This window comes from Vibrio pectenicida (assembly GCA_024347015.1).
GTDB lineage: Bacteria > Pseudomonadota > Gammaproteobacteria > Enterobacterales > Vibrionaceae > Vibrio > Vibrio pectenicida.
The window spans coordinates 1,424,906-1,436,953 of sequence record AP024889.1; the positions used below are offsets into that span (position 1 = coordinate 1,424,906).

General features: G+C 39.0%; 12 protein-coding genes. 9 read left to right on the forward strand and 3 right to left on the reverse strand.

Features of this window, described 5'->3' with window-relative positions:
- Positions 1–105 precede the first annotated feature (105 nt).
- The 4 genes from OCV27_RS06750 to OCV27_RS06765 all read left to right on the forward strand — a co-directional run bounded on the left by OCV27_RS06750 (position 106) and on the right by OCV27_RS06765 (position 3,573).
- A complete protein-coding gene (locus tag OCV27_RS06750) occupies positions 106–264 on the forward strand; it encodes a hypothetical protein (protein ID WP_171360678.1) in 159 nt (52 codons plus the stop codon).
- A gap of 18 nt (positions 265–282) precedes the next feature.
- Entirely contained in the window at positions 283–1,014 is a 732-nt protein-coding gene (locus tag OCV27_RS06755) for a chromosome partitioning protein ParA (protein ID WP_125322336.1), read from the forward strand.
- Positions 1,015–1,147: 133 nt separating this feature from the next.
- On the forward strand, positions 1,148–2,920 hold the full coding sequence (locus tag OCV27_RS06760; protein ID WP_337969417.1) for a putative bifunctional diguanylate cyclase/phosphodiesterase: 1,773 nt from the start codon (positions 1,148–1,150) through the stop codon (positions 2,918–2,920).
- A gap of 152 nt (positions 2,921–3,072) precedes the next feature.
- A complete protein-coding gene (locus OCV27_RS06765; protein ID WP_125320613.1) occupies positions 3,073–3,573 on the forward strand; it encodes a GNAT family N-acetyltransferase in 501 nt (166 codons plus the stop codon).
- 120 nt (positions 3,574–3,693) lie between these two features.
- On the opposite strand, the gene OCV27_RS06770 is transcribed toward OCV27_RS06765, so the two are convergent.
- Together OCV27_RS06770 and OCV27_RS06775 are read right to left on the reverse strand one after the other, a co-directional pair.
- Positions 3,694–5,244, reverse strand: a complete 1,551-nt coding sequence (locus OCV27_RS06770) for a DHA2 family efflux MFS transporter permease subunit (protein ID WP_125320614.1) — start codon at positions 5,242–5,244, stop codon at positions 3,694–3,696.
- A 3-nt stretch (positions 5,245–5,247) separates the two neighbouring features.
- The gene (locus tag OCV27_RS06775; protein ID WP_125320615.1) at positions 5,248–6,303 is read right to left on the reverse strand and encodes an HlyD family secretion protein; all 1,056 of its coding nucleotides are present in this window, start codon (positions 6,301–6,303) and stop codon (positions 5,248–5,250) included.
- 123 nt (positions 6,304–6,426) lie between these two features.
- Between OCV27_RS06775 and OCV27_RS06780 the strand changes: the two genes are divergently transcribed.
- Complete coding sequence (locus OCV27_RS06780; protein ID WP_125320616.1) at positions 6,427–7,338, forward strand: LysR family transcriptional regulator; 912 nt, start codon at positions 6,427–6,429, stop codon at positions 7,336–7,338.
- Here OCV27_RS06780 and OCV27_RS06785 read toward each other — a convergent pair.
- Positions 7,335–7,754 carry a BLUF domain-containing protein gene (locus OCV27_RS06785; protein WP_125320617.1) on the reverse strand — a complete coding sequence of 140 codons (420 nt, stop codon included), beginning with the start codon at positions 7,752–7,754 and terminating at the stop codon, positions 7,335–7,337. The two genes, OCV27_RS06780 and OCV27_RS06785, sit on opposite strands and share 4 nt — an antisense overlap.
- 375 nt (positions 7,755–8,129) lie before the next feature.
- Between OCV27_RS06785 and OCV27_RS06790 the strand changes: the two genes are divergently transcribed.
- The 4 genes from OCV27_RS06790 (at position 8,130) to OCV27_RS06805 (ending at position 12,041) form a co-directional block, all read left to right on the forward strand.
- The gene (locus OCV27_RS06790) at positions 8,130–8,315 is read left to right on the forward strand and encodes a hypothetical protein (protein WP_125320618.1); all 186 of its coding nucleotides are present in this window, start codon (positions 8,130–8,132) and stop codon (positions 8,313–8,315) included.
- A 197-nt stretch (positions 8,316–8,512) separates the two neighbouring features.
- A complete protein-coding gene (locus tag OCV27_RS06795) occupies positions 8,513–9,109 on the forward strand; it encodes a GTP cyclohydrolase II (RefSeq protein ID WP_125320619.1) in 597 nt (198 codons plus the stop codon).
- Between the two features lie 165 nt (positions 9,110–9,274).
- Complete coding sequence (locus OCV27_RS06800) at positions 9,275–10,537, forward strand: imelysin family protein (RefSeq protein ID WP_125320620.1); 1,263 nt, start codon at positions 9,275–9,277, stop codon at positions 10,535–10,537.
- 115 nt (positions 10,538–10,652) lie between these two features.
- Positions 10,653–12,041, forward strand: a complete 1,389-nt coding sequence (locus tag OCV27_RS06805; RefSeq protein WP_125320621.1) for a di-heme oxidoreductase family protein — start codon at positions 10,653–10,655, stop codon at positions 12,039–12,041.
- Positions 12,042–12,048: the final 7 nt, after the last annotated feature.

The following is a 12,048-nucleotide window of genomic DNA, read 5'->3' on the forward strand; positions in this document are numbered from 1 at the left end:
CATAAGCGCGTAAAACGAACGTAATGCTGACCAACTGCTGTCGAAAAATGGTATAAGTTAGAGACAGAAAAGTCCGAGTATTTTGGGGTTGGCTAAGGAGAGTGTATGACGAGATTAATTGCTATTGTATTTTTAGTGGCGTTAGCCTTCGTGTTGATTCGATATAGGACTAATGAAAAATTGCAAAAATATGTCGTTATTACCTTGGTTTCAGGTTTTTTAGTTTATACCACCACCTTGGTCGTAACTGAACTTATGCGTTAAATCAGTAGGAGCAAAATAGTGAACAACGAGTCTGATGTTGAAAATGATGATGTGGTAGTTATTGAAGAGAGGGATAAACGTAGCTATTTATACATAATCATTGCTGGCATACTTGGCGCAGCTTTAGGTGGCCTTATAGGCTCATCTTTGACGTCGTCGAAATGGCAAGAGGCTTATCATGGCTTGGAGAAGAAATACCAGTTAATAGTGGAAGAGAAAAAGCAGCTGCTTGATGAAGTAAAAGATAAAGTTGATCAGGTCGATGTTGAAATTCAAACCAAGTTATCTCAAGCGATGGAAGAAAAAAAGCTAGCCTATGATGAGACATTGGAGACGTTACATTCACAGGTAGCGGAACTTGAAAAAGTCAATATGTCTCTTGAAGAACAGCTTAATCAACAAAAGCAAAGTATTGCACAAGCGACCCAAGAAAATCGTAAGCTTAATCGGCAGGCAGATATACAAGTGACTATGCTTGAGCGTTCACGTGAGCTATTTCAGCAAGAATTGAAAGTGAAGCAAGAGCTTGAGGCTTTGGAAAAAGAGCGTGATGGCCTCCAACCTAAATTAAAGCAATTAAAAGCTGACTGCGATTTATATTTGGCTGGTACATCATGGGAAGCCAAATCTGATGCGTGTGATAAGCAAGACGCAGCAAACTCTCGCCTGAGTCATGTCAATCAAATGATCAGTGTGCATCAAATGGATTTAAAACAAATCCAGAGGTTGGCCGATGATCTAGGTTTATAAATAATTTGGTCTGACTAACACACCAAACCTCCGCGCTAGGAGGTTTTTTTGTGGCAGATTGGGCAAGGGAGTAATTTACGACTAGCTTTAAAGTTGTGTAGGAAGGTGTGTTCAGCAATCATAGGGTAATAAGGTGAGCAAAAATGTTCGTGTAGAGTGGGTGACAATTATTGCTTACCTCGCTTATTTATGTTCAGTGATGGTTGTATCATATGGTTTGGTAGCTCAAGCTCATGTTTGGGGTAAAGTATTTCTTCTGCTGCCAATATTAATGGTCACTGCGTTGTTGGTATCGGATTACCGTCTCAAACATCTATTTTCCTTTAGTGCAGTCGCACTTTTTTTACTTAGTGGATTAGTTGAACCGTTAGACATAGGGGTTGTTAGAAGCGGCTTGATTCTTCTCCCACTATGCTATGTTGTCCTTTTTCCTGGTTCTCTTTGGTCTATAGCTGTGGCAACCGGGCTAATTAATGGTTACTTATACCAATTGAGTCTTGTGGATGTTGGTCTATTCATAGAGATAGCGTCTGAGGCTAGTGCCATTACGATCTTCGCGACTATGATGACTTATTTCTACATGGAGAGTCGTAAACAAGCTCAGATTTATCAGCTGCAAAGCGTAACAGACTATTTAACAAAACTGCCTAATTTACAAGCTTTTTATGAAGATATAAAAATTGTTGATATACACAACGCTGAGCGCTTTGGAATACTCCATATAGGACTGGATGGTTTTAAAAATATAAATGATCGTCTCGGGTATCGATATGGTGATATGTTAATGATTGCCTTTGCCAAACATATCAATCGTTTGGTGGGAGAGTATGGTAAGTTTTATCGACTTGGGGGGGATGAGTTTGTATTAGTGGTTGAAAGCTCTGAACTTCGACCCAAATTGGTCGAAGCTGTTGATGTTCTGCGCCAGCATGAGAAAACACTATTCAATATGGAAAATACTAGCCACAGGCTCGGTTTTAGTATTGGTGTTGCTTTGGCAAAAGACGCTGCTGATAATGTAGAAGTTTGGATAAAAAATGCTGATTTTGCCCTTTACAAAGCCCTTTCACAGGGCTCTGGATTTGTATGTTGGTTTGACGAAGAGTTATTAAATGAAACAATTCGTCAGCACCAGATAGAAACTGAAATAAAAGCGGCTTTATTGAGTGATCAGTTTGTTTTGTATTACCAACCAAAAGTTTCGATAGTTGACGCTAAAATAATTGGGGCTGAGGCTTTGATTCGATGGAAACATCCTCAATTAGGCGTGATCTCACCTGCTGAATTTATCCCTATCGCTGAAAAGACCGCACAAATTGTTCCTTTGGGCCAGTGGATTCTTAATAGAGCGTGCGAGCAAGCAAAGGCTTGGCATGATGAAGGTATTGATGTTTGTGTTTCGGTTAATGTATCTACTGTTCAGTTTGATGACGCCGATCTTTTTAGGGCAATCTGTGAAATCCTTAGAGAAGTTCAGCTACCTTCTCATCTGTTACAGATTGAAATTACTGAATCAACGTTAATGAAAGACCCAGAAGGTGTAACTGAGATATGCGGTCAATTAAGGGCTTTAGGGGTTTCAATCGCAGTGGATGATTTTGGAGTAGAATATTCTTGTTTGAAATACTTAAAACACCTGCCTGTTGATGTTCTGAAGATAGATAAATATTTTGTTAATGAATGCGCGATACATGAAGCTGACCGAATCCTGCTTAGAACCATAGTCCAAATGGGGCATAGCTTGAACATTAGTGTAATTGCGGAAGGGGTAGAAAACGAGCAGCAACTTGAGGTTTTGCGTCAAGAAAATTGCGATTCTTATCAGGGTTATTTGTACTCTCAACCTCTCACATCGAGTGAATTCATATCTTTAGTTGATAATTATAATAAAAATATACGAAGTTAATAAGTTAGGTCTTCTGCACTTTATTCGATCTTAATATCAAATATGTATTATTTCTACTGGATGAAATATTTATTATATATTGAGTCTAAAATGGTTTGTGTTGCATAATGAATTATGATTTAAATGCGCAGTAAAAAGGAATGCCCTTAAAAATGGCAAGAAACATATTAAAGAGCAATATATCGGTCGATAAGCATTATATTTGTCAGAATAATGAAATTAAAAAGATCACTCTAACTGATGAACAAATTCAGTATGCAGGAACGGCTGAAGGCTTTCTTGTTGGAGGTAACGACACCACATATCTTCATGTCATAAAGAATGATGATAAAATTATAGGCTTTTTTAAAATTGATACTGCTTATTCTGAAAGCTTTCCATTTTGTCCCAAGAATAGCTTAGGCTTAAAGGCGTTTGCTATTGATATCGACTCTCAAGGGCAAGGTATAGGTACTCAAGTAGTTAAAAAGTTATTGCCGTATCTTGAAGCCAATTATCCTGAATATAAAAGTGTTTATTTGACTGTAAACTGCAAAAACCCAGCAGCCAAATCATGTTATCAAAAAGGTGGTTTTCTTGATCCACAGCAGCTCTACTTAGGCGGTGAAGCAGGGCCTCAACATATAATGTTTGCCAACCTAACCAATAATTAATCTTTTTTACTAATCATAGTTTTATCTAAGTAATGGATTTAACATAGCTAGCCATCATTTCTCCTTACTAGAGTTATAGAAGTACAATATAAGATTATGGCTTGGTTCAAATTTTCCAAGTTAATCTTTTATGCAAAAAATTAGCACGGCCGCTAGAGCTAAAAAAACGCTCATCATTAAAAACACATCATTATACGCCATAATAGCGGCATCACGCTGCATGGTGTTGAGTAGAACAGCTTCTGCTTGCTGAAGAGATGTTACGGTGTCACTTCCAGATTGAATGAAATATGCTTGCTGCTCGCGAAGTGTATCCCATGCTGTAGAACTTACATAGGGTAGGGATTCTTTTATATGGGATAAGTGTTCTCGAGTTTTGTTATCTAACAGAGTGGCGATGATAGCAATGCTAAAAGCACCTCCAAGGTTACGCATGACATTGGTTAATGTTGATGCATTAGCGGTATTATGATGACCGATGTTCTTCATCGCGACCAATGAGAGAGGGACCATAATAAATGGGCTTCCTATAGCTCTCAGAAGCATGGATAGGATAAGTTTCTGGCCACCAAAGTCGATAGTCATATGGGTGTTAACGTAGCAACTTAAGCCAAACATAATAAAGCCAAATGCAACCAAAAATTTGGGCTTAATAATTTGTGTGAGTTTTGGCACTAATGGGAAAAATAGCAGTTGTGGGAACCCCATCCACATAAGAACTTGGCCGATTTCCATAGCGTTATATTGCTGAATTTGAGTCAAATAGAGTGGCAAAACATAAATTGATCCAAGTAGCGCCATCCCTAAAATTAGATAGGCAATGCATGACATTGCAAACTGACGCTCTCGCAGTAGTCTCAGGTTAACAAGCGGCTTTTCATGTTGAAGTTCGTTGATCACAAAATAGATGAGACTGACAGCAGAGATAGCACTCAAGACAATAATAAACTGAGAACTGAACCATTCTTCTCGATTACCTTCTTCGAGCACAATTTCGAGGCAGCCTAAGCCAATTCCCATTGATGCAATACCAAACCAATCTGCTTTCTTAAAAGCTGAAAAGCTACATGTTTCATCATCCAAGCCATAACGTATCATTAATATAAGAATGAGTGCTGGTGGAACGTTAATGTAGAAAATGTAATGCCAAGAAAGATTTTCTGTTAACCAGCCACCAAATGTTGGCCCAATGGCCGGCGCAAATGTCGCAGTAACCCCGAATAAAGCCATGCCAACGGCACGTTTATTAAGAGGGAGCAATTGAACTACCAGCGAGAAAGCTAATGGGATAAGAGCTCCACCACTAAAGCCTTGTATAGCGCGAAAAGTGATCATAGACGTCATGTTCCAAGAAAGTGAACACAACAGTGATGACAAAGTAAAGATACTTGTCGTCCAAGTGAGATATCTACGTTTACCCAAAACCTGAGATAACCATCCACTAAGGGGGATAGCAATCATTTCAGCAACTAGATAGGAAGTTGATATCCAAGAACTTTCATCTAATGTTGCAGAAAGAGCCCCTTGAATGTCTTTTAGCGATGAATTAGTAATTTGAATATCGAGAATAGCCATAAAAGCGCCGATCAAGCCGCCAATTAAAGCAATCCAATTTCTTAGTGGAATTTCATTCTCGGTGCTTGGATGAGCTTCTGATATAGCTTCAGACATACATTAGCCTCTAGTGTCTATTGTAGTCACAACAGACAAACCGGGTAGCAGACGTCCTTTTAGTGTTTGTTGATCTGGGATGGCGATTTTTACCGGTACTCGTTGAACAATTTTCGTAAAGTTTCCTGTGGCATTTTCAGGTGGAAGCAGAGCAAACTTTGCCCCAGTTGCGGGAGAGAAGCTATCTACAATGCCAATAAGACGTTGGTCAGGGAATGCATCGAATTCTATGGTAACCTTTTGTCCTTGATGTATACCGACTAATTGGGTTTCTTTAAAATTAGCTTCTACCCATATATTTCCTGTAGGTACGAGACTTAGCAAAGGAGAGCCTGCTTGAACAAGAAGCCCTTGGCGTACACTTCTTTTTCCTACTATGCCATCGACCGGGGCATAGACTTTTGTATAGCTAAGATTTAGCTTGGCTTGGTCAACGTCCACTTCAGATTCAACAACTGATGCTTCAGCTTGGTGTATATCACTGTCAATGACTAAGAGTTGATCATGGGCTGAAACTAAGCTTGCATTAGCTTCATTAAGTTCAGCAAGTGCGACCTTTTGCTGAGCTAGCATGTCATCGACTTCATCTTGCGAGGCATAATTTTTGGTTAGTAAGCTACGTGAGCGTCTAACTTGTTGTGTTGAACGCTGATACTCAGCCTTGGCAGAATCTACACGGCTATCAGCTTGAAGGATATGACTTTTTTGTAATGTTTTTTGAGCCACAAGGTTATCAATACTTGATTTGGAGACTGCTAGATGCGCTTTTGCCTGTTCAAGCTCAGTAACATAATCACGTGCATCAAGTTCAACTAATAAATCACCCTTTTTGACTTTTTGATTATCACTCACGAAAGACTTTGCAATATACCCGGATACTTTCGGCCGAATTGTCGTTATGTCTCCTTGAAGGTAAGCATTATTGGTTGATTCAAAATACCGAGCATACCCAAACCAATAACTAGCGCAGAGTAATCCAATAATGAGCATAATAGCAGTTGTAATAAGCATTACCCTGTTACTTTTTATTTGAACTTTGGTGCTATTTGGGCTTGCCATGCTATACCTTTTTAGTTGTTTGTTCGGTTTTGAATTGTAAATGAAAAAGATTGATTGATAACATAGGAAAAAAAGGAAACACTGTTGCATAAATTTAACCAATTAATATGAGAGGTAGGGTAAATGGACTTAAATGCCATAACTGTTTTTGCTCAAGTGGTTGATTGTGGAAGCTTTACGCATGCGGCTGATGCATTAGATATGACAAAGTCGACCGTGAGCAGAAAATTGGCTGAATTAGAAAAGCATTTGGGGGTCCGATTAGTTACGCGCTCTACTAGAAGCTTAATTTTAACCCCAGAAGGTGAGCGCTTTTATCGATCAAGTTTGCAGATGCTAGAAATATTGAACCAAGCTGAGCTGGAGGTTTCGGCTCATCAAAACTTAATTCGTGGTCCCTTGAAAGTTGTTTTACCTGTAGAGCTCGGTCATCAGGTTCTGGGTACTTATATCAATTCTTTTCTGAAACACTACCCTAATGTAACCATTAATCTAGAACTGTCTAATAGGGAAGTAGATATGATATCTGAGAGCATAGACCTCTATGCTCAAGTTGGTGAACTGCAAGATTCTTCTTTAATTTCACGATCTTTAACTAAATCTCAACGCGTATTGGCTGCAAGCCCTGACTATTTAGAAGAATATGGGTATATAAAGTCACACCAAGCTCTCTGTTCGCCACATCAAATGGTTGATGTATTCAATCGTGCAGTAAAACTACCCAAGTGGCACCTTATCCCTCCAGAAGGCAAAGAGTCTATACAAATTGATTTACCATATCGCTTACGTGTCAATACGATTACCGCTTGCCTTAAAGCCTGCCTTGATGGACTTGGTATCGCAGTACTACCAGAATTCATCTGCCGGGAACATTTCTCTAGCGGCAAACTTGTTCAGTTGCTTCCAGAATACACAATGCCAGAGGTGTCTGTGAGTCTTGTCTACACTGATCGCCAGTTGATGCCTAAACGTAAAAAAGTGTTCATCAACTTTCTACTGGAAGCATTTAAGGCTGATATAAGCGTAAATACTTAAACTACTGTGACGACTTTAGTTAAGCTTGATAGTAGTTTATGTGCGCTGGAACCTGACATTTTGTATGGCTCGAAACTTGAACTGCCTGAGTATTTTAGAGTGAGCGGTCTTGTTGTTGCCATCTCAGGTATATAACCCATGCTCCAGTCAGCAAATTCACGTTCGGAAATTTCTGAATAATCCAGTAGCACAATATTATCATGCCTATTGTCATTGATAATCTGGTGATACACCTTACTTACTTGTGTTCTCGAACCTTCTAAGCATTGAAGAAAGTAATTTCTGTTAAAAAGTAATACTCCAGTGACATCAGTAGCTACGTTATTTTTGCGGGCTGTATCAAGAATATGTTGGATGTCTGACTCTGTTACACCTTCAGAAATTGAACTTGTGTAGACCAATTTTACTAGGAACATTTTGCACTCCATTTTATCTTAGTGGTGAACTGTTTCTGCTATCATTATATGCAATAAGATTCACTTTGTTGTGAAATTTTGATTTTCCGTATTCAGTTTTAATAAGGTTCTGTTATTGTCATTTTTAAATTTTTCAATATCGAAGTGATAGTGAATGCTAAGAATTTCCTAGCAAAAGTTTGGCTATGAGAATTTTCTTTTGATTAAGTAATCTATTGAATTGTAAAGGTATAAAATCACCCTCTAATGTGATGTTTATAGCAAAATAAAGCTTGTTCATTTGATGCGTTTAACATGTTTGTTATCATTTTTCATACACATTGTGTCAGTGATTAATTTATATAAATTTGTTGCTAAGAGAGCTAGAGAACCATAGTGGATACAAACATATCTCAGTTACGCAAAGAGTTTTATGCCCAGATTAGTGCTTTACAGGCTTATTCTTTACCTCAGACTAAACCAACACTTTCTTTGTTAACCGAAGAAGAACTACAACTACTTGAAGATATGTGGGTAGAGTTGTCCGTATGGAAGAAAGCCAATAACCACTATAAGTCGTAGACAGTTTTGTAATTAAAATTTCAACCCCAGTGATAAAATCCACTGGGGGTTTTTGTTGCCTAAAATTAAAATTGTTATATTATAACAAAAGAGTGCTGACCATTGATTTATACCAGATGAATCCCCATAGTTAGTCACCTGTAAGGTTTCTATCATCATAGAAATAGAAAATAATAATGAATCAAGTGAGTAGGGTTATGGCGGAAGTTAGAGCCAGAGTAGATTTTAAAGTTGGCAGTAATAGTGATATAGAGGCCGAACTCTTATCCTTTGAAGGGCTTAAGACCGATAAAGAACACGTAGCAATCATATTTAAACAAGCCGACAAAACCCAAACCACTCCTATTGTTCGTATACATTCTGAGTGTTTGACTGGCGATGTATTCCATTCTTCTAGGTGTGATTGTGGTGAGCAACTAGATGAAACGATTAATAAACTTGGGAAACAAGGCGGTATAATTCTTTACCTACGTCAGGAAGGACGAGGAATTGGCCTGTACAATAAGATAGATGCCTACAAGTTGCAAAGTAAAGGTATGAATACGTATGAGGCAAATAATCATTTAGGCTTTGGTGATGACTTACGTGATTTTTCAGAAGCGGCGCAAATGCTTAAAGCACTAGGTATTTCTAGTATTCAATTGATAACTAATAACCCCAAAAAAATTCGCGAGCTAAAAGAACATGGAATAGATGTGACTCAGTCAATTAATACGTCAGCACATGTTAAAGATGGTAACAAGCACTATCTGAAGGCAAAAATTGCTCATGGGAACCATGATTTAAAATTGTAATTACCCTAAGTTTTTCCTGATAAAAGCCTCATTTTAATGGGGCTTTTTTGTATATGACTTGCAAAAAAAAACTAAGTTTGTATTATTTGCGTCAATGAGTGCAAATGAGAATAATTAGCACTTGCAGTTTGAAAATAATTTTAAGTTCAACAAGGACGCTTTTCAATGAATGTAAAATCACTTTTAGCTCGTTCCGTGGTCACTTCGCTTGTTGTTGCTAGTAGCTCAGTCTTTGCAGCAGATGTAACAAAAGAGCAGGTAGTTGAGCAATATGCGAATGTTGCCCATGCCGTTTTTTCTGATGCACTGACAACAGCTCAGGCGCTTGATAAGTCTATCGAATCCTTTTTAGCAGCGCCTTCACAAAAAAAACTAGATCAAGTCAAACAAGCATGGGTTGACTCCCGTGTTCCCTATCAGCAATCAGAAGTGTACCGCTTTGGTAATGCGATTGTTGATGATTGGGAAGGGCAGCTAAATGCTTGGCCTCTCGACGAAGGTCTTATCGACTATGTCTCAACTGATTATCAATATGAACTAGGTAATGAAGGTGCGAGTGCAAATATCGTTGCCAATAAAAAACTTAAAATTGGAGCAACTCAGTTAGATATCAATAAGCTAACACCAGAAATGATTGCCGATCTTAATGAGATCGGTGGCTCCGAAGCAAATGTTGCCAGTGGTTATCATGCGATTGAATTCCTTCTTTGGGGGCAAGATCTCAATGGCAACAACGCCGGGGCTGGTGAACGTGCATATACAGATTTTGTTGTTGGTAAAGGTTGTACTAACAGCAACTGTGATCGCCGTGGTGAGTATTTGAAAGCAACGGCTGACCTTCTGGTACAAGACTTACAGTGGATGGAAAAGCAGTGGTCCGCTGAAGTCAAAGGGAACTATCGTGAACAGCTTTTGAAAGAATCCGCTGACAATGGCTTACGTAAAATGCTATTTGGTATGGGTTCACTATCTTTGGGGGAACTTGCTGGTGAACGGATGAAAGTGGCATTAGAGGCTAACTCGACTGAAGATGAGCATGATTGTTTTTCAGATAATACTCATAACTCACACTTCTACAATGAGCAAGGTATCTACAATGTTTACACTGGTTCATACAAGCGCATAGATGGTTCTCAGTTATCAGGAGCAAGTATTGCACAGCTTATTGCTCAGAAAAGCGTTAAGGCCGCGAAGGAAATACAACAACAGTTTGATACGACCCGAAAACAAGTCGGTGAGCTGGTAACGTCTGCAGAAAAGAATGCTCAGTATTTTGATCAATTGATCGCAGCTAATAACGTCAAAGGCAATGCATTAGTCAATAAGACGATTATGTCTCTTGTTGATCAAACAGCATCAATTGAGCGTGCTGCAAAAATTGTCGGAATCAGCAGTTTGAACCCTGATACCGCAGACCACGAATTCTAAAAAGAAAAATTCTAATCCAAGGGCTCTTTAAGGGCCCTTTTGTTGTTTTATAAATCGCCATATTAATGAGAACCTTTCTCAAGTATGTGGTGTTATTTACCTAAGAAGCTTTGGTATGAAGTTGTATAAACAGTTCTTGTTAACCACTTTGGCTATCATCAGTGCGAGCGTGTCAGCTTACGAATTAGAATCTGGTGGTGCAACAAGTGTTTCAAAAAATGGCTCTAACGCATTTTCTCTTCCTGCATCCAATCTCCCCCTTAAGAAACGACTCGATTTCAGTGTAGGTAATAGTTTTTTCCGCAACCCTTGGATTCAAGCGCCAGCGACAACAGATGCAAGAGATGGCTTAGGCCCTTTATTCAATACAAATGGTTGTCAGAATTGCCATATAAAAGATGGCAGAGGTCATCCTCCTGAGAAAGAAGACATCCATGCAGTTTCAATGCTGGTTAGACTAAGTGTCCCTGCAATATCAGCAAAACAGAAAACAGCGTTAATTAAGAATGGCATTATCCCTGAGCCCACTTATGGGGGACAGCTTCAAGATTTTGCATTGCAAAACCAAGTGCCTGAAGGTCAGATTAAAATTACTTATAGCGATGTTCCTGTGAGTTTTTCTGATAGTACAGAACTCATTCTACGTAAACCGAATTTAGAAATTACACAGCTTGGCTATGGTGAGATGCATCCAGATACGCAGTTTTCTGCTCGTGTTGCACCACCAATGATTGGGTTGGGTTTATTAGAGAGTATTTCCGAACAAACTCTCATATCATGGGCAGATGAACATGATGCAAATAATGATGGTATTTCAGGTAAAGCTAACAAAGTTTGGGATATAGAGAAAAATGACTTTTCAATAGGAAGGTTTGGCTGGAAGTCAGGTCAGCCTACTTTGATGCAGCAAAATGCAGCAGCGTTTAATGGTGATGTCGGTTTAACTAGTCGCTTATTTCCAAATGAAAACTGTACTTCAAAGCAAACTATTTGTACGGAGCTTCCCAGTGGAGGCACTCCGGAAGTAAGTGATAACATACTTGATTTTGTTGAGTTTTACACGCAACATCTTGCGGTGCCAGTTCGAAGGAATATGAAGCAATCTAATGTCAAACTTGGACAAAATCTATTTGTTAAAGCGGGTTGTGATAGTTGTCATAAAAGCCAAGTCACCACCACAATGCGTGAAGGTTTGCCTGCTTTGTCTAATCAGACCATCCACCCATATACAGATTTACTACTTCACGATATGGGAGAGGGCTTAGCCGATAATCGACCTGAGTATCGAGCTAATGGAAGAGAATGGCGAACGGCACCTCTATGGGGGATTGGTTATACGCGTGAAGTTAATGGGCATACATATTTTCTTCATGATGGAAGAGCTCGCAGCTTGATGGAAGCAGTGCTTTGGCATGGTGGCGAAGCTGAATCGTCAAAACAGGTCGTACTTACATTTAACCAAAAGCAACGTGATGCTTTGATAGCATTTTTAAATTCATTGTAAGGAAGAG